We start from the raw sequence: 16,919 nt of genomic DNA, 5'->3' as shown, positions 1-16,919 counted from the left end.
CACGCCGAGCTGATCGACAAGATCTACGACGCCACCGCCCCGACCGGCAATGCTGCCGTGACCATGGTGGTGCGCGAAGCCATCGGCGTGGTCGGCCTGGTGCTGCCCTGGAACTTCCCGCTGCTGATGCTGGCCTGGAAGATCGCCCCATCGCTGGCCGCCGGTTGCTCGATCGTGGTCAAGCCGGCCAAGGAAACCACCCTGAGCGCGCTGCGCGTGGCCGAGCTGGCACACCAGGCTGGCGTCCCGGCGGGCGTGTTCAACCTGGTGCCTGGTGGTGGCCGTGAAGTGGGCGAGGCCATCGGCCGCCACATGGGCATCCCGATGGTCAGCTTCACCGGTTCGACCGACACCGGCCGGTTGTTCCTCAAGTACTCGTCCGAGTCCAACCTCAAGCGAATCGTCCTTGAACTGGGTGGCAAGAACCCGGCCGTGGTCATGAACGACTGTGAAGACCTGGACGAAGTCGCCCAGTTCGTCACTGCCGGTGCCTTCTGGAACATGGGCGAGAACTGCTCCGCGTCCTCGCGCCTGATCGTGCACAAGGACGTCAAGGACGACCTGTTGGGCCTGATCGCCAAGCACTTGAAGGACTGGAAACTGGGCGACCCGCTGGATCCGGACAACCGCCTGGGCGCGATGGTCAGCAAGTCGCACTTCGAGAAAGTGCGCGAGTACCTGGAATATGCCGCCGAGCAGAAGCTCGACGTGGTCCAGGGCGGGCAAACCGAACAGGGCGTGTTCGTGCAACCGACCATCGTCGACAACGTGGCGCGCGACAGCCGCCTGTTCGTTGAGGAGATCTTTGGCCCGGTGCTGAGCGTGACCAGCTTCTCGACCATCGACGAGGCCATTGAACTGGCCAACGACACCATCTACGGCCTGGCGGCCTCGGCCTACACCGGCAGCCTGCGCAATGCGCTGCGCCTGTCGCGTGAAATCCGCGCGGGTGTGGTCACGGTGAACTGTTTTGGCGAAGGCGACGCCTCGACGCCCTTTGGAGGCTACAAAGAGTCCGGATTTGGCGGTCGCGACAAGTCCATCTGGGCGCATGATCAATATACGGAGCTGAAGACCATCTGGATCAATGCCTCGTGATTGAAGCGGTGCTGTTCTGACGGAGTTCGGCACCCCGGCCACCGCCTCATGCAGGCGGTGGCCAACCTGATTCAACCTCTGTTGCAAGGCGGATAAGCAGCTCGGCTCGTCAGAGTCAGACAACGCTGCGGCGCTTGAGGCACCCGGATCACCGGGGCCATACATCTCCCCAAACAAACAAACCCGTGCACAGGTCCGCTGGGGAGTGGATGCGTGCGCATACCTTGTAGATCCAACTGCCCATGATCGCTTCAGATGTAAACGCTATCGTCCACGGGACGAGTCCTCGCCACGCCCTCGTGGTGGCCCATATCGCTGCGGTGCTGTTCGGTCTGACCGGCATCCTCGGCGCCCTTATCCATGCCGATGCGACCATCATTACCTATGGCCGCGCCGCCTTCGCCGTACTCGCCCTCGGCCTGGTCGCCCAGCTCCAGCGCCGCGCCCTGTTCAAGGGGCTCGACGTGCGCAAGCTGGTCGTGATGGTGATTACCGGTGCCTTGCTGGCCACCCACTGGGTGACCTTCTTCATTGCCATCAAGGTAGGCGGGGTCGCGGTAGCTACCTTGGGTTTCGCGAGCTTCCCGGCCTTCATCGCGTTGCTTGACCTTGCCGTGTTCCGCGAGCGCATTGGCGCCAGTGAAGCCATGCTGCTGTTGCTGGTGAGCATCGGGCTGGTGCTGGTGGTGCCCTCGTTCGACCTGCTCGACCAGGGCACCGTCGGCCTGCTCTGGGGCCTGGCCTCGGGCCTGTCGTTCGCCTTGCTGGCCATCGCCAACCGCCGTGCCGTGCGGGGCATGGATGCCTTGCAGGTGGCCTTCTGGCAGAACGTCACCGTCGCCGTGCTGGTCGCGCCGTTTGCCCTCAGCCACTTCGAGGCGCCCGGCCTGCAGGTGTCGGACTGGGTGTACCTGGGACTGCTGGGTGTGTTCTGCACCGGGCTGTCGCAGTTCCTGTTCGTCAAGAGCCTGGAAGGCCTGGAAGCGCGCAGCGCCGGGATGATCATCGCGCTCGAACCGGTGTATGCGATCGCCTGTGCCTGGTGGTTGTTCGGCGAAGAGCCTTCGGTGCGCATGGTCGTCGGGGCAGGCGTGATCATCCTGGCGACCGTGTTGTCGGCTTGGGGCAAGGTCAGCAAGACCAGCGAACGGGTAGCCTGACCAGGGCCGAGTGCGATGATGGCGAGTGGATATCCTGCTGATCGCGATTATGCTTCAAGAGACCTCGCCGCACGGCGGGGCCGTCAGTCTGTGTTCCATGCTTTCGTGCGATCCGTAGTCCGATGACCGCAGTCCGATGACAGCAGTCCGATGACATCAGCCCCAGGGCCAGGGTGCGGCAGAAAGAGGTAGTGGGGTACTCCGGCCTACAAGAAAAGACGGAGAAGACAATGGCGGCAATCGACAGTACAACCACGGGCCACGCGCCCAAACGAGGGATAACCAAGGAGGAGCGCAAGGTCATCTTTGCCTCGTCCTTGGGCACCGTGTTCGAGTGGTACGACTTCTACCTGTACGGCTCACTCGCCGCCATCATCGCGAAGCACTTCTTCGCCGGGGTCAACGAGACCACTTCCTTCATCTTCGCCCTGCTGGCGTTCGCCGCTGGCTTTGCCGTGCGCCCCTTCGGGGCGATCGTGTTCGGGCGCCTGGGCGACATGATCGGACGCAAGTACACCTTCCTCATCACCATCGTGATCATGGGTATCTCCACCGCCGTGGTGGGCCTGCTGCCCAGCTACGCCACCATTGGCGTGGCGGCGCCGATCATCCTGATCACCCTGCGCCTGCTGCAGGGCCTGGCATTGGGCGGCGAGTACGGCGGGGCGGCGACCTACGTAGCCGAGCACGCGCCGCCCGGCAGGCGCGGCTTCTTCACTTCGTGGATCCAGACCACCGCGACCCTGGGGCTGTTCCTCTCCTTGCTGGTGATCCTTGCCTGCCGCACGATCCTCGGCACCGAAGCCTTCGAGGCCTGGGGCTGGCGCATCCCGTTCCTGCTGTCGATCCTCTTGCTGATCGTCTCGGTGTACATCCGGCTGCAGCTCAGCGAGTCGCCGGTGTTCCAGAAGATGAAGGCGGAAGGGAAAGCGTCCAAGGCGCCGCTGACCGAATCCTTCGCCCGCTGGGACAACCTCAAGGTGGTGATCATGTCGCTGCTCGGCGGCACCGCCGGCCAGGCCGTGGTCTGGTACACCGGGCAGTTCTACGCGCTGTTCTTCCTGCTGCAGACCCTCAAGATCGACCCACAGACCGCCAACCTGCTGATTGCAGGCTCGCTGCTCATCGGCACGCCGTTCTTCATCCTGTTCGGCAGCCTGTCGGACCGTATCGGCCGCAAGGGCATCATCATGGCCGGCTGTATCCTCGCGGCGCTGACGTACTTCCCGATCTTCAAGGCGCTGACCGAGTACGGCAACCCGGACGTGTTCGCCGCCCAGGCGCAGAATCCGGTGAAGGTGGTCGCCGACCCCGACCAGTGCTCGTTCCAGTTCGACCCGGTGGGCAAGGCCAAATTCACCAGCTCCTGCGACTTGGCCAAGACCGTGCTCGCCAAGCGCGCCATTCCCTACGAGAACGTGAAAGCCGAGCCCGGCACCGTCGCTCAGGTCCGCATCGGCGACAAGGTGATTACCAGCTTTGACGGCACTGCCATGCCCGCGGCCGACTTCAAGACTCGCAACGATGCCTTTGTCGCCACCCTGGGTTCCGCCCTCAAGGACGCCGGCTACCCCGAGAAGGCCGACCCGGCCAAGACCAACTACCCGATGGTTCTGCTGCTCTTGACCGTCCTGGTGATCTACGTCACCATGGTCTACGGCCCCATCGCCGCCTGGCTGGTCGAACTGTTCCCCACCCGCATCCGCTACACCTCCATGTCGCTGCCGTATCACATCGGCAACGGCTGGTTTGGTGGATTCCTGCCAACGGTGGCATTCGCCATGGTCGCGGCGACCGGGGATATCTACTACGGGCTGTGGTACCCGATCGTGATTGCGGTGATGACGGCGATCCTCGGGACGTTCTTCCTGCCGGAGACCAAGGACCGGAATATCACGGATGACTGAGGCGTGGTCGCCCTCTCCTGTTTCTTGGGGGAGGGCGATACTCGCTGTGCTTGTTCACGGCCTCGCGAGGTCATGAACCTGATAAGGGCGAGTCCACCGGCTAACTCGGGACAACGGCCTCGGTGATCAGGGTATCCCTGGTTTGGCTTTTTTCTCAAGCCACTGCATCCAGAATCCCCTCTCGCGGGTAGTACAGGTAGCAGCCAAGACGCTGCCAAGCCGATTACCCTTTGGAGAGAGTTGCATGAACGCCAAACGAGTCCTCTGCATTGCCGCCACCTGCCTGGCGGTTGCCGTTCCCGCAGCATATGCCCAGTCCAGCGTGCCCGAGAGCATCAAGGTGCCTGACGGCCACAAGGTCGCGCTCGAGACCGTGGGCGTGGGTGAGATCACCTACGAGTGCCGTGACAAGGCCGGACGGCATCTAGCGCTCAACTACGTGCGCAACAGCGCAAGGGAGGTGCCGGTGGGCGAGCCCGATGAAATCGTGGACCTCGAACAGGAAAGCCCATTCGAGTTCAGCGCACGTTCCGATCGGGTGTTCCTGTGTCTTGAACAACTGGAACCGGCGCGGCGCAACTGCATCGTCCACGCCTACGTTGATGGTTAGGCCTACGCCAATCTAGCCGACCAGGGCCTCGACCAGCGTCTTGGTCAATGCACCGAGTCGCTCATTTTCGCTCCGCGCGAGCAATATGAAGCTGGCTTTGGGCAGCTCCGGCAATCTGTCCTGATGCAACGCAGCGACCCGCCCATCAACCAGCGAGGACGCATTCAGGCAGCCGACCCCAAGCCCGGCACCAACCGCAGCCTGCAACCCGGCCACTCCCGACGCCACATGTGTTACCACATGCTCGACCCCTTGCGCTCGCAGCCGGTCAATCGCCAACCGATGCAACGAGCAACCCTCTGGCAACAGCACAAGCGGCAGTGGCCGCCGCTCGGCAATCTTCCGTGATTCTGGCGCCGCCACCCAGTGCATCGCCTCGGTTCTCAGCAGATGCGCGTCCCCTGCATGCTCCGTGCGCAGAATGATTGCAAGCTCCAGTTCCCTGCGCCGATGCGCAGCCTCAAGCTCGTCGCTTTTCCCGATGAGGGTGCGCAGGCGCACGCGTGGATAGTGCTGGCCCAACCGGGCCAATATCACTGTGAGGTCGGCAGGACGGAAGTAGTCTGTAATGCCAAGCCGCACTTCACCTTCGAGTGGCACGTCGTGCAGGTCGCGCCAGGCAGTATCGGACAGCGCGAGGATCTGCCGGGCATGCATCAGCAGGCGGTCGCCTGCGGGAGTGGGGCGTACCCCGGCCTTGCTACGCACCAGCAGCACCTGCCCGGCGCGTTCTTCTAGCTTGCGAAGCTGCTCGCTCAGCGATGACTGCGAGAGATTGCGGACGGGCACTGCAGCCGAGAGGCTCCCGGCGTCGACAGCCGCGACCAGTGTGCGCAATTGTTCCAGGTCGAACCCACGCATGGCCATCCATCCGTTATCACGATGCCTGTAATCGTATCTTCCGGCTTTTCCGATTGATAGCAGGTTCCGATAATCGATCTATCCATCCGTCATCCAGGAGTACCTGAACATGCCACACATCGTCATCCAGCTTTCCGGCCCGCGCGATACCAGGATGAGTCGGCAAGTGGTCGCTACGGTCAATCAGCTGACGGAACGTGTATTGGGCAAGCTGCCTGCGGTCATGGCCACTACTGTCCAATACATCCCTGACGAAGACTGGTTCATTGGTGGACGGCCGCTGGCAGAGTTGGGCGGTAGCGCATTCCACCTGGATATCAGCATCACCGATGAAACCAACACCAAGGCGGAAAAGGCGCGGTTCATCAAGGAGGTCTTCAGTGCCCTGGCCGCGCTCAGGCCAGGGCTGCATGAGACTTCATACGTGCACCTGATCGACGCCCGCGCCGCCGCGTACGGTTATGGCGGGCGTACCCAGGAGTGGCGCCATCAGCAGGCTGGGGTCTGAGGCCTCAGGAGCGGGCGCCAAGCAGGTTCCAGTCATGCGGGAAACGCACCCGTACCGGCAGGGAGTCGACCCGCCACTGGTCTGCCAGCGGCTCGTCGAAGCGGGCCAGCACCATCAGGCCGCGGGACGGACTGCTGAAGGGCTTGCGCAGGTCGCCTGGCAATGGGTTGGCGCTTTCGGCGGGATTGATCACCGTTGCGCCGATGGAGCTGCCGTCGGGCAGGCGCACGTCCAGGCGCGAGCCGATGGCGGAGTGGGCGACGTCCTTGGGGTCCAGGTAGACCCACAGTTGCGCGGGGCCGGTACGTTCAAGGCGCAGCAGCAGGGTGCCGGGCCCGACGTTTTCGCCAGGCGCGGTGACGACTTCGGCCACACGTCCACCTTCCGGTGCAACGCTGTTGAGGTGGCTGAGCTGCCCGTCGAGCCAGCGCACTTCCAGCTGCTGCTGGCGCTGATAGCGATCGTCTTCACTGGCCGCGGCACCGCCAGCGACGCTGCGCTCGAAGGCCAGGCGTTCCGACTCTCGGCTGTCCAGTGCGTTTTGCGCCTCCAGCAGCTCGCCACGGGTCGCAGCGCCCTGGGCTACCAGCTTGCCGACATCCCGGACCCGCTGCCCGGCGCGCTGCACCAGTTGCTGCAGCACCTGGCGGTTACGCTCGACCACCGTGGCCGGTGCCGCGCCCGCAGGCGCCAGGTTACCTTGCAGCAAGGCCAGGCGCAGGCGCAGCTGTGGGTTGTCCAGATCTACCAGCGGGGCGCCAGGCGTCACATGGTCGCCGACCTGCACGTGCAGGGCGGACACCTGGCCGGGTTGCATGGCGCGCACCTCCAGGGTCGGCAGGCGTACCAGGGCAGGCGCTTCGACGCGGACCATGTCCAGGCCATAGCGCGCGGCCAGCCACAAGGCAGGCAGCAGGATGAGAAACAGGATCAGGTACCAGCGCAGGCGGAAGGCCAAGCGTTTGCCTGGCGCGTAGAGCACCTGCATGCCGCTGTCCTGGGTAGGGTTCTGTTCTTTGGGGCTGCGAAAACGTATCTTCATCGGGTTCTCGGGTAATCGGTCCAGGATTGCCAGTCAATACCGCCCAGGCCGCCGGGCAGCAGGGCGTCACGCCAGTCGGTGTGCTGCTGGCGCAGTTGCGCCGCGTTGGTGCCATGCCAGCTGAGGTCTTGCGGTTGGTCGCTCTCGACGCTCTGCGCAAGGCGCAGGTGCAGCCCTGGCCACTGTTTGGCGATCGCCAGTGCCTTGTCGCCGCTGCGCTGGGGGTTGCGGGTGTAGATCATCAGGCTGATGTCGTTCACCCCGATCTTTTCAAGCCCGCAGGGCACGCACGGGTCGCGCTGCGCCTCCTCGGCAAACCAGCGCGGGTGGCTCGACAACTGCAGAGGCCACGGGCTGGCGGCCTTGGCCTGGCGCACGGTTTCGAGCCAATCGCGCAGGCGAAGGCCAGGCACCGGCCAGCCGAGCTGCTCGACCTCGAGGTCCAGGTGCAGTCCATCGAAGGGCAGGGCGCGCAACTGCTCGATCGTTGCCATCAGCCCGTGACGCTGGCTGGGCTTTATCCAGTTGGGGTCGCCCAGCAGCAGGTTGACCTGCAGCGCCTGGCGATGAGCCTCCTGCAATAAAGTGCGCAACGCCGGGATGAGCTGGGTATCGGCCAACTGCACGCCGGTCAGGCCGAGGTTGATCCGGCCCATGCCCGCCTGGCGCAGGGCCGCGAGTTCGCCGGACTGCCGGCGCTGATCCAGCAAGGCGGTGCTGTCCCAGATATACACGCCCTGGGTCCAGGCCGTGCGGGTCGGCTCGCTGTCACGGGTCGCCTGGCTTGATGCGTTCTGCCAGTTCAGCCGGCCGCTGCCCAGCAGCGCGTCGAAGGCCTCGCTGTCATCACCGAACAAGCGCAGGGCGGCGTCCTGCAGCCAGGCTCCGTGCCATGCGGAGATCTGTCCGAAGCCTGCGGTGTAGCCGTCGACCTCCGCCTGCAACAGGCGCAGGCTGGCTTCGCCGGCATCGAGCTCGCCACGCTGTCGGCGTTCGCTGAGCAATTGCTGCAAGGCGTCGCGGCGCTCGCTCAGGCGCTGGTATTCGTTGACGCCCCGGCGCTGCTGCTCGATCACCTTGCCCAGCTCGCGCAGCAGGGCGCTTTGCTCTTGCTCGCGGGCCCGCACTGCCGCCTGGTAGCGCGCCTCGCCTTCGCGGTTGCGCGCCGAGCCATAGTCGAGCAGGTCCACCGGGGCCGCCAGGGTAATGCCGACGCTCAGGCCATGGCCGTCTTCCGGCGCGCCGCTGCGCTGCTCGAGGGTCTGCGCGACGCTGACGTAGGACTCGATGGCGCTGTACCACGGCTGCTCACGGCGGCTTTCGGCCGCGGCCAACTGCGCGTCACGGCCGGCGATGCGCGGATTGTAGTCCAGCTGCGTGCGCCAAGCGGCCAGCGGCTGCGGATGGCTGGCCAGCGGTGCAGCCTGCGGTGTGTCATCCGCACCTACGCTGACACCCAGGCTTTGCAGGCTGGCGCGGACATCCGCCAGCACGTCGTCCTGCAATTCGCAGCGGCGAGTAACGGTGGCCCATTCATTGCTCATCAGCTGAGCGTCCGAGGGCAGAATCCACTTGGCCTGCAGGCGCTCCCGGACCTGTGCTTCAGCGCGCTGGGCGGCTTGCCCGACGCCCCGGCACAAGCGCTGCTCTTCGTACGCCCGCCACCAGTCGGCATAGGCACTGCGCACCGCCAGGCGCTGCTGGGCCCGGCGAAAGCCTTGCTCGATGGTTGCCAGGCGCACGTCCCGGTCGCTGTCGCTGACCGCGTCGAGACGCCTGCGCAGGCTGCCCAGCAACGGGTAGCGCACTCCGACCGCGAAGCTGCGGCCGTAGTAGTCATTGCGCAGGTCTTCGGTGACCAGCTCGTGGTAGCGGCCGACATTGGCGTTGCCGAACATCTCCCAGCCGGCTTCGGATTGTCGTTGATCCCGCGCGGCATAGCGCGCTTGCAGCTCGGCGTTGGCTGCGCTCACCCCATGGCCGTCGCCGGCCTGGGACAGCGCCTGCTCCAGCGACAGTGGGGCAGCGCATGCCAGCCAGGGCGCGCAGCACAGCGCGGGCAGCAGTGTCCGTAATAGTTGTTTTGCACTCATGCAGCTAGGCAGCCTTAGAACCGATTGGCTCGTTTTAATACCCACCAGGGCGCCATGCTCGACTCTTCATGGCCGCGGCGCAGGGTTTCGTTGAGGGTGGCGACGACGCTCCAACAGCGCAGGGCGTACATCGCGAAGGGATAGAACGGCAGGATCCACGCCAGGCGCAGGTCTTGCCGAGGCCGCTCGCTGACCATCAGCACCAGCCCGAGGTAGAGCAGGGTGCTCAGCGCCAGGTACAGGGCATAGATCAGCAGCGAATAGAACACGAACGCGGTAAACGGCAGCACGATCGCCGCCACCAGGCTGTAGCCCACGATGATGAACGGCAGCACCAGCTGGAAGAACAGACCGCCCACCAGCAGCATCAGGAAATTCGGCCAGCCGACCAGGCGCGGGTTGAAGGTATGCCGGTGCTTGCGCAGGTAGACGAAGAACAGGTCACCGTCCCAGCGCAGGCGCTGATCGAGAAACCCGCGCAGACTCGAAGGCGCATCGGTGTGGCCGATGGCGCGGGGCTCGAACGGAATGCGCAGGCCATAACGGCGGAAGTAGCTCTTGATCCGCAAGGTCAGGTCCAGGTCTTCGGCAGTGTGCGTGTCCCAACCGCCGATCTGCTCCAGGAAACTGCGACGAAACGCGCCGAAGGCACCGGACACGTTGTTCACCAGGTTCCATTCGGCCAGCCCGATCTTGCTCATGTGGATCGACAGCAGGTATTCCAGCGCCTGGATCCGCGCCACCCACGACTGGCGCGCATTGCGCACCCGCAGGCTGCCCGCTACGGCCGGCACCTTGGGGTCGCGGAAGTGCCGCACCATGCGTACCACCATGTCGTTGTCGAACGAGGTATCGCCATCGACATTGATCAGGATTTCGCCGGTGCTGAACGACAGTCCTGTGTTCAGCGACGAGACCCGGCCACCACGCTGCCACTTGGCGATCGGCCGCAGCAGCCGGTTGGCGGGCAGTTGCTGGCGCGCCTTGAAGCGGCGCACCACTTCAGTGGTCTCACGGTTGGCGCTGGCGCCGTCGACGATCGGGATGATCTCGATTACGCCAGGATAGGTCTGCTCGGCCAGGCTGCGCAGTGTCAGCTCGACGTCCTTGCCCTCGCTGTAGCAGGTGATGATCACCGAAACCCGAGGTCGCCACGGACTGTTCACCGGGATCGTGCTGCGCCTGCGCACGAACCAGCGCAGGGTGCCGAGCAGCACCAGCAGGTTGAGCGGCACCTCCAGCAGCAAGAAGTACGGGAACACCATCAGAAACAGCTGCCAGTGGCCGTTGGGGCCGGCTATCTCCGCCAGCCACGCCTGCCAGTGCTCGAGCAGTGCGTTCATCCAAGTTCCCCGGCCAGGCGTGCCATCAGCAGCTCGGCGGTTTCCTTCTCGAGCAGGCCGGCCGGCGCCACGACGCCTGCGGTATGCAGCCGGATGTCCTGCAAGTCCTGCCCGACGAACAGCTCGCCGATCTGGTTCAACCGCTGGGTGACCCGCGCCATGCCCGCATCATCGGTGTACATCAGCAAGACCCAGAGCTGGTCTTCGCTGGTGCGGGTGCAGCGATCGGTATCGCGGATCGCCACCTGAATGCGCTCGATCAGCGCGTCGAGCAGCGCATGGCCCCGTTGCGGGCCTAGCCGAGCCAGGGTCACGCCCAGGTTGGCGAAGCGCATGCCGAGCAAGGCGAAGCTTGGCGCCTGGTGCCGCTCGATCAGTTCCAGCTGCCAGTCCAGCAGGGTCTTGAAGGTATTGGCGCCAACCATGGCCAGGCCGCCGAAGTAGTGATCGGTGTTGCGCTCCAGGCCTTGGCGGGCGTTGAGCAGGCCGGTTTCGGAGAGCTGGTAGTCGCGCATCTCGCGCACCTGCAGCTCCTCGGGCTGATGGTGCTCGCCACAATCCAGGCAGCGGGCCTCGACGTCGGCGTCAACGAAGAAGGCCTGGCAGCTGTTGCAGTTGTAGTTCTCGAGCGGACGGTCGTAATCGGTGCCGATATGGCGCAGGCGCGTCAGGCAGTTGGGGCAGACCAGCACGCCGTCCTTGAGAAACTCCGTCTGCCGGCCGATGTGCCCGCAGGTGAAGCAGTGCAGCGAGGCCTGGCGCTGGATGTCCAGCGAGGTACATTCCACGCACACATCGACGTAGTTCAGGTGGCCGCTGCCACAGCGGCGGCACAAGCGGATGCGGTCGACCAGTGCCGTGCTGTCGAGCAGGTTGCGTTGCACCAGGTTGCGCACCAGCGCCTGGCCATTGGCGGTCTCGCCGCCCAGGCAGTCCAGCAGCGGGTAGCTGTACAACTGCGCGCTGCCCGCATCGCGCAGGACCCTCAACCGTCCCGGCGTGCGCAGCCACAGGTAGGCCAGCAACTGAGCCTCGAGACCTTCGGGCGGCCGGCCGTTGTTGAACACCGCCAGGCGTTCGCGCCACCTGTGGCAATGCGCTTGCAACTGGGTATACGCGCCCGGCGCCGGGCCATCGCCGAGTGCCGAGACCAGGACATCGTCGCCGCCCTCGCAGAAGATCGGCACAAGCCGGAATTCGGGAGCCGCCCGCAACTGACGGAGCATCTGGCGGTTGTCTTCCAGGGAGGCCCGCAGGAACACGGCATCGAAGGGTGCGGCGCGCAGCAGAGTGGTGAGGTCGGTGAAGCAGATCGCTTGAGGGTAGAGCGACGTTTGGCCAGGGCCTACTTCAGCGACGCGAAGGAGAGCGTCGGTCATGGCAATTCCGTATCAAAGTTCGGAGGCTCGGACCGGGGAGAGGACGGGTAAGTTCTACAAAAGTGTTACAGCTTTAGGAATATGTATAACCATCGCGACCGATTGTGTCGCTGCGGGTAATGGATTCATTTGGTTTCCTGATCAATGTCGAAGAAAAACAAACTTCCCAAATCAGCATGCAGCACCGATGCTGGCCGACACGATCGCTATCCATCCTCAGGGAGAACACCGCATGAAAGACGTCGTTGTCGTCGCCGCGACCCGTACCGCCATTGGCAGTTTCCAGGGCGCACTGGCCGGCATGCCCGCTGTTGAGCTGGGGGCGGCCGTGATCAAGCGCCTGCTGGATCAGACGGGCATCGCACCTGGCGAGGTGGACGAGGTGATCCTTGGCCAGGTCCTGACGGCGGGTGCCGGCCAGAACCCGGCGCGGCAAGCCGCCATCAAGGCGGGCCTGCCTTACGCCGTCTCCGCGCTCACCTTGAACAAGGTCTGCGGCTCCGGCCTGAAGGCGGTGCACCTGGGCGTCCAGGCGATCCGCTGCGGCGACGCCGAAGTGATCGTTGCCGGCGGGCAGGAAAACATGAGCCTGGCGCCCTATGTCATGCCTGCTGCGCGCACCGGGTTGCGCATGGGACATGGCCAGTTGGTCGACACGATGATCAGCGATGGCCTGTGGGATGCCTTCAATGACTACCATATGGGTATCACGGCCGAGAACCTGGCTGCTCAGTACGACATCAGCCGCCAGGCGCAGGATGCTTTCGCCAGCGAGTCCCAGCGCAAGGCCTTGGCTGCGATCGAGTCCGGACGCTTCAAGGACGAGATCACCCCGATCAGCATTCCCCAGCGCAAGGGCGAACCGATGGTCTTCGACACCGACGAGCAGCCGCGCGCCGGGACCAGCGTCGAATCGCTGGGCAAGCTGCGGGCGGCATTCAGCAAAGAGGGCAGTGTGACTGCCGGTAATGCCTCGACGCTGAACGACGGTGCGGCTGCTGTGCTGCTGATGAGTGCCGACAAGGCCAAGGCCCTGGGCTTGCCTGTACTGGGCACGATCAAGGCCTACGCCAGCGCGGGTGTGGACCCGGCGGTGATGGGTATCGGTCCGGTGGCCGCTACGCGCCGGTGCCTGGACAAGGCGGGCTGGGAATTCGATGAGCTTGATCTGGTCGAGGCAAACGAAGCCTTCGCGGCCCAGGCGCTTGCCGTGGGACAGGAACTGGGCTGGGACAGCGGGCGGGTGAACGTCAATGGCGGCGCAATCGCCCTGGGGCATCCGATTGGCGCATCGGGATGTCGCGTGCTGGTGACGTTATTGCACGAGATGACCAGGCGCGATGCACGCAAGGGCCTGGCAACCCTTTGCATCGGTGGCGGCCAAGGCGTGGCACTGGCTATCGAACGCTGATGGAAGGCTGCCAGTCGAGTGCTATGCACAGGAGACGATCGGTACAAACCTAGCCGCCGCCTGCACCGCCGTTCATGTCGCTAGGACCATTGCTGCCGGTCTCGCCAGAAGTGCCGGTGCCGTTCATGGTCTTGCCGGGCGAGCGGTCGGTGCCGTCGCCGCCTGTGGCGCTGGTATCATTGCCGCCCTTGCCGCCTCGGCTTTCGCCACCGCCCTTGCCAGGACTGGCGCGGGTGTCGGAGCCACTGCCATCGCCAGCGTTGGCGCCTTCCTCAGGGGCGTTGGCGTTACCCGGCACCTGGCCGGCCTCCGGTGAATTGCTATGACCGGTGCCATCCATGTCGGTATCGGCCATGGCGAAGGGTGCGGCGAGCCCCAGGCACAGCGCCAAGGCTACAGAGGTTCGGATCCTGCTGTTCATGAGTGGTCTCCTGCTGGATCACGGTTAACTCCCAGGGGCGTAGTGCAGGCTCGCCCCTGGGAGCAGTTCAGCATGCCTGGACGATCAGCTACCGCCACCGCTGCCGCCGCTACCACCTGCACCGCCGCCTGCGCCGCCGCTACCTGCACCGCCGCTGCCACCTGAACCGTCCATGCCGCCGCTGTTGCCCGTACCCGCGCCGCCGGTACCCGAGCCCGTGCCGGTACCTGCGCCGGTGCCGGTACCAGCACCTTCGCCGCTATTGCCCGCCGCGGGCCCAGTCCCCGGTCCGCTGCCAGTGCCGGTCCCACTAGGGCCGCTGTTGGAGCCGTTCATGGTTCCGGTGGAGGTGCTGCTGCCGTTCTGGGTCTCGTTGGCCGCTCCGGGCCCGGTAGGATCACCGGCCGCAAAGGTCAGCGGCGCTGCCGCGCCCAGGCACAAGGCAAAGGCAAGATGCAGAGGTCTGATCTTCTTCATGGTGAATCTCCTTGGTGAGATGAGTCATGCATTGGGCTGCGCCATCGGGCGTCGGGTGCCCTGTGTGCGACAGGCGGTCATATCGACGGCGCGGCGGGCCGCTGGCGCCTGCAACTGAACCCGTGCCTGCCCGGTCCGTCAAACCTCACGACTGTCCATAAACAGACCAGGCGAGGGTGCCATGAAAATAGGCTGTCTAGGATGGGGGTCATTGCTCTGGAAACCGGGGCCGCTGCGCCTTGCGGGGCCTTGGCGGGAGGATGGCCCCAAGCTTGCCATCGAGTTCTGCAGGGTGGGCGATGGTGGAGAGCTGGCCACGGCCATCTGCGTCAATGCATCGCCGGTGCCAGTGTTCTGGGCACCGCTTGAAGTGGATGACCTGGGATCGGCCTGTGCAATGCTGAAGGAGCGGGAGCAGATTCCAGACCACCGCAGTGACGGCATCGGCTCGCTGATCGTCAGCCCCGACGCCACGGGGGCGCTGTGCGAGTGGGCGTTGGCCAGCGGACTGGACGCGCTGGTCTGGACTGCCTTGCCACCACGCTTCGACGATATTGAAAACCGCGTGCCGAGCGAGCGTGATGTGCTGGGCTATCTGGGCAGCCTGCAGGGTGAAACCCTGGAGCATGCCAGGCGCTATATAGAACAGGTGCCTCTGCAGATACAGACGCCGTACCGGGCCGCTATTGCACGTTTCCTGGGCTGGGAGCGCGGGCGAGGGACGGCGACGTGAGCTCCAGCGTGACTGCGCACGACCTTGGCATCGACCTTGAAAGCGGCGGCGAGGCGGCACTGTTCAGCTGGCTGGTCGCGAGCTTTCTGATGGGCAAACGCATCCGCGCCGCGACGGCGGTCAGGGCGCACCAGGTGATCGTGGAGCGCGGTGGCTGCGATACGCCACGCAAGCTTGCGCAGCGACCGCATCGGGAGCTGGTGCGGATGCTGGGGGAGGCCGGATATGCCCGCTATGACGAGTCCACCGCCCGGCGCCTGCATGCGCTGGCCCAGACACTCGAGCAGGATTACCAGGGCAGCCTGGGCTTTATGCGCGCGGTCACGGCAAGCGCCGAGGCGTTCGAGCGGCGTCTGCTGGCCTTCGACGGCATCGGGCCCAAGACGGCGGAGATCTTCATGCGTGAGGCGGCAAGCGTCCTTGGGTGAGAGAGATGGATGTGATCATTGGCACAGTGGAGCGGTCTATTGCCTGAATGAAGTTTCAGGAGGTACCCATGCCACTACCGTTGAATGACCAGCAGCGCCACGCCCTCTCGACCTTGCGCAAGCAGCATCCGCCGATCGGCAAATGGCTCGCGCGGCTGTCCCGCGTAGTTGCCGGCGAGGACTTGAAAGATGCGGATCTGGTCGCTGAAGTGTTATTGATGAAAACCGCTGCGTTTCGTGAATTCGGCGCCCCGGCGGCGGATGCGTTGATCACGGATCTGCTACGCCTCGACCGGATAGGGGCGCTGGAGCATGCCCAGGCACAGCGGTTTACCCTCGATCTGGAGGAGCTGCTGAAAGACTAGTTCTGGAGCGCCACCCCGCTGGGATGGCGCCGCGCTACTTCTGTTCACCACCGGGAGCATTTTCCCAGTGCTCACTACCTTCGGCGTTTCCGAGCTTCCTGTACGCCTTGCGCATTTCCCGCAACTGCTTGCTTTCCAGGTCTTCGAGCGACAGGACCGAATTCTGCGCGGACTTGGAGGCACGGATAAGTTCGTCCAGCTTGAGGTGAAGAATGTCGTTGTCGCGGTTCTGCGTGTTCTGGATCAGGAACACCATGAGAAAGGTGACGATGGTCGTCGAGGTGTTGATGATCAGCTGCCAGGTGTCGTTGTAATGGAAGTAGGGTCCCGTGGCCGCCCACAGGACGATCAGCCCCAAGGCGACCTGGAAAGTCCGTGGGTGCCCGGCCTTGTCGGACAGCGTCTGGCAGAACTTGGCGAATCTCATTGCACGTTTTCCTCTGCGGTTTACCTGATCGGTAGACCTCGGTGAAGCGGTGAAATTCTTTTTTACAACTTGGACAGGCCGAGCCCCCGCAGAAAACGCTGCGGGTGATCGGCGCGCGGTTCCACGCACGAGTCAAAGCGTCCGAACAGCTTGTAGCGATTCAAGGCAATCCTGTCGTACATCCAGTCACGCGCGACCCTTGGTACGAGCTTGGCAATGTTCAGCAAGCGCCAGGCTGGCGACAGGCGAGAGAAAATCTCGAACATCGCATCCGAGCGGGTGAACACGTCATTGCCTTCGACCAGTACGATGGTGTTGAACCGGTCCTGCGGCAGGCCCGCCCAGCCCAGCAGTGCCTGGCCTTCGGGCGACTGCACGGTGGCCAGGCGGATGCGTCGCCGGGTGTCGTGGCGGATGATGAAGTTCGCCCAGCCGTTGCACAGCTTGCAGGTGCCATCGAACAGCACCGCTGTCTCGCCTGGTGCCATCACCGGTGCCTGGTCACGCATGATTCGCATCTCCAAGTCCGAGGCAGCGCAGAATGCAGCCCCTGGCAGTCATCAGAAAGCACCTGGCGGCCATAGATTCATTCGCATTGCCCTTCACGCGGTTCTTGAACACCTGACACTATGCCCAAGGGTTATTTGACCATTGGT

At 64.4% G+C, this 16,919-nt stretch carries 17 protein-coding genes and 2 pseudogenes; 10 read left to right on the top strand and 9 right to left on the bottom strand.

What is annotated here, in order from left to right; all coding sequences use genetic code 11:
• The 5 genes and pseudogenes from AC0ZZU_RS12575 to AC0ZZU_RS12555 form a co-directional block, all read left to right on the top strand.
• Positions 1-1,098 (top strand): aldehyde dehydrogenase family protein (locus AC0ZZU_RS12575; protein WP_476341068.1); only part of this gene is annotated, 1,098 nt, incomplete at its 5' end.
• Positions 1,099-1,340: 242 nt separating this feature from the next.
• Positions 1,341-2,258 (top strand): DMT family transporter, encoded by a 918-nt coding sequence (locus AC0ZZU_RS12570; protein ID WP_476341067.1) that lies wholly within the window; start codon positions 1,341-1,343, stop codon positions 2,256-2,258.
• Between the two features lie 230 nt (positions 2,259-2,488).
• Complete coding sequence (locus tag AC0ZZU_RS12565) at positions 2,489-4,165, top strand: MFS transporter (protein ID WP_476341066.1); 1,677 nt, start codon at positions 2,489-2,491, stop codon at positions 4,163-4,165.
• Between the two features lie 244 nt (positions 4,166-4,409).
• A pseudogene (locus AC0ZZU_RS12560) lies at positions 4,410-4,580 on the top strand (DUF3455 domain-containing protein); the annotation flags it as partial.
• Positions 4,581-4,583: 3 nt separating this feature from the next.
• Positions 4,584-4,772 (top strand): annotated as a pseudogene (locus AC0ZZU_RS12555) (sigma-70 family RNA polymerase sigma factor); the annotation flags it as partial.
• A gap of 15 nt (positions 4,773-4,787) precedes the next feature.
• On the opposite strand, the gene AC0ZZU_RS12550 reads toward AC0ZZU_RS12555, so the two are convergent.
• Positions 4,788-5,636 (bottom strand): LysR family transcriptional regulator, encoded by an 849-nt coding sequence (locus AC0ZZU_RS12550; RefSeq protein ID WP_476341065.1) that lies wholly within the window; start codon positions 5,634-5,636, stop codon positions 4,788-4,790.
• A gap of 109 nt (positions 5,637-5,745) precedes the next feature.
• Here AC0ZZU_RS12550 and AC0ZZU_RS12545 point away from each other — a divergent pair, with 109 nt between their 5' ends.
• Positions 5,746-6,144: a tautomerase family protein gene (locus AC0ZZU_RS12545; RefSeq protein WP_476341064.1), complete on the top strand. Its 399-nt coding sequence runs from the start codon at positions 5,746-5,748 to the stop codon at positions 6,142-6,144.
• Positions 6,145-6,148: 4 nt separating this feature from the next.
• Here AC0ZZU_RS12545 and AC0ZZU_RS12540 read toward each other — a convergent pair whose 3' ends face one another.
• Genes AC0ZZU_RS12540 through AC0ZZU_RS12525 form a run of 4 tightly spaced genes read right to left on the bottom strand, consistent with a single transcriptional unit; the run spans position 6,149 to position 12,001 of the window.
• The gene (locus AC0ZZU_RS12540; protein WP_476341063.1) at positions 6,149-7,186 is read right to left on the bottom strand and encodes an HlyD family secretion protein; all 1,038 of its coding nucleotides are present in this window, start codon (positions 7,184-7,186) and stop codon (positions 6,149-6,151) included.
• Positions 7,183-9,279: a TolC family protein gene (locus tag AC0ZZU_RS12535; RefSeq protein WP_476341062.1), complete on the bottom strand. Its 2,097-nt coding sequence runs from the start codon at positions 9,277-9,279 to the stop codon at positions 7,183-7,185. Before AC0ZZU_RS12535 ends, AC0ZZU_RS12540 begins: the two co-directional genes overlap by 4 nt.
• Positions 9,280-9,293: 14 nt before the next feature.
• Positions 9,294-10,622: a glycosyltransferase family 2 protein gene (locus AC0ZZU_RS12530; RefSeq protein WP_476341061.1), complete on the bottom strand. Its 1,329-nt coding sequence runs from the start codon at positions 10,620-10,622 to the stop codon at positions 9,294-9,296.
• Positions 10,619-12,001, bottom strand: coding sequence for a TackOD1 domain-containing metal-binding protein (locus tag AC0ZZU_RS12525; protein ID WP_476341060.1), 1,383 nt, complete (start codon positions 11,999-12,001; stop codon positions 10,619-10,621). Before AC0ZZU_RS12525 ends, AC0ZZU_RS12530 begins: the two co-directional genes overlap by 4 nt.
• A 232-nt stretch (positions 12,002-12,233) precedes the next feature.
• Between AC0ZZU_RS12525 and AC0ZZU_RS12520 the strand changes: the two genes are divergently transcribed.
• Positions 12,234-13,412 (top strand): acetyl-CoA C-acetyltransferase, encoded by a 1,179-nt coding sequence (locus AC0ZZU_RS12520; protein ID WP_476341058.1) that lies wholly within the window; start codon positions 12,234-12,236, stop codon positions 13,410-13,412.
• Between the two features lie 49 nt (positions 13,413-13,461).
• Here AC0ZZU_RS12520 and AC0ZZU_RS12515 read toward each other — a convergent pair whose 3' ends face one another.
• Both AC0ZZU_RS12515 and AC0ZZU_RS12510 read right to left on the bottom strand, forming a co-directional pair.
• A complete protein-coding gene (locus AC0ZZU_RS12515; RefSeq protein WP_476341057.1) occupies positions 13,462-13,833 on the bottom strand; it encodes a hypothetical protein in 372 nt (123 codons plus the stop codon).
• An 84-nt stretch (positions 13,834-13,917) separates the two neighbouring features.
• On the bottom strand, positions 13,918-14,310 hold the full coding sequence (locus tag AC0ZZU_RS12510; protein ID WP_476341055.1) for a hypothetical protein: 393 nt from the start codon (positions 14,308-14,310) through the stop codon (positions 13,918-13,920).
• A gap of 181 nt (positions 14,311-14,491) precedes the next feature.
• On the opposite strand from AC0ZZU_RS12510, the gene AC0ZZU_RS12505 reads away from it, so the two are divergent.
• The 3 genes from AC0ZZU_RS12505 (at position 14,492) to AC0ZZU_RS12495 (ending at position 15,836) form a co-directional block, all read left to right on the top strand.
• Entirely contained in the window at positions 14,492-15,043 is a 552-nt protein-coding gene (locus AC0ZZU_RS12505) for a hypothetical protein (RefSeq protein ID WP_476341053.1), read from the top strand.
• Positions 15,040-15,471, top strand: a complete 432-nt coding sequence (locus AC0ZZU_RS12500) for an HhH-GDP family DNA glycosylase (RefSeq protein ID WP_476341051.1) — start codon at positions 15,040-15,042, stop codon at positions 15,469-15,471. Before AC0ZZU_RS12505 ends, AC0ZZU_RS12500 begins: the two co-directional genes overlap by 4 nt.
• 68 nt (positions 15,472-15,539) lie before the next feature.
• Complete coding sequence (locus AC0ZZU_RS12495) at positions 15,540-15,836, top strand: hypothetical protein (RefSeq protein ID WP_476341050.1); 297 nt, start codon at positions 15,540-15,542, stop codon at positions 15,834-15,836.
• A 34-nt stretch (positions 15,837-15,870) separates the two neighbouring features.
• Here the strand turns inward: AC0ZZU_RS12495 and AC0ZZU_RS12490 are convergent, their stop codons facing one another.
• A complete protein-coding gene (locus AC0ZZU_RS12490; RefSeq protein ID WP_476341048.1) occupies positions 15,871-16,263 on the bottom strand; it encodes a low affinity iron permease family protein in 393 nt (130 codons plus the stop codon).
• 62 nt (positions 16,264-16,325) lie between these two features.
• Positions 16,326-16,772 carry a thiol-disulfide oxidoreductase DCC family protein gene (locus AC0ZZU_RS12485; RefSeq protein ID WP_476341046.1) on the bottom strand — a complete coding sequence of 149 codons (447 nt, stop codon included), beginning with the start codon at positions 16,770-16,772 and terminating at the stop codon, positions 16,326-16,328.
• Positions 16,773-16,919: the final 147 nt, after the last annotated feature.

The sequence above is a fragment of the Pseudomonas sp. JE3303 genome (genome assembly GCF_056312565.1).
The sequence above is the reverse complement of the archived record's forward strand: the minus strand, read 5'-3'. Positions and strand labels throughout refer to the sequence as shown.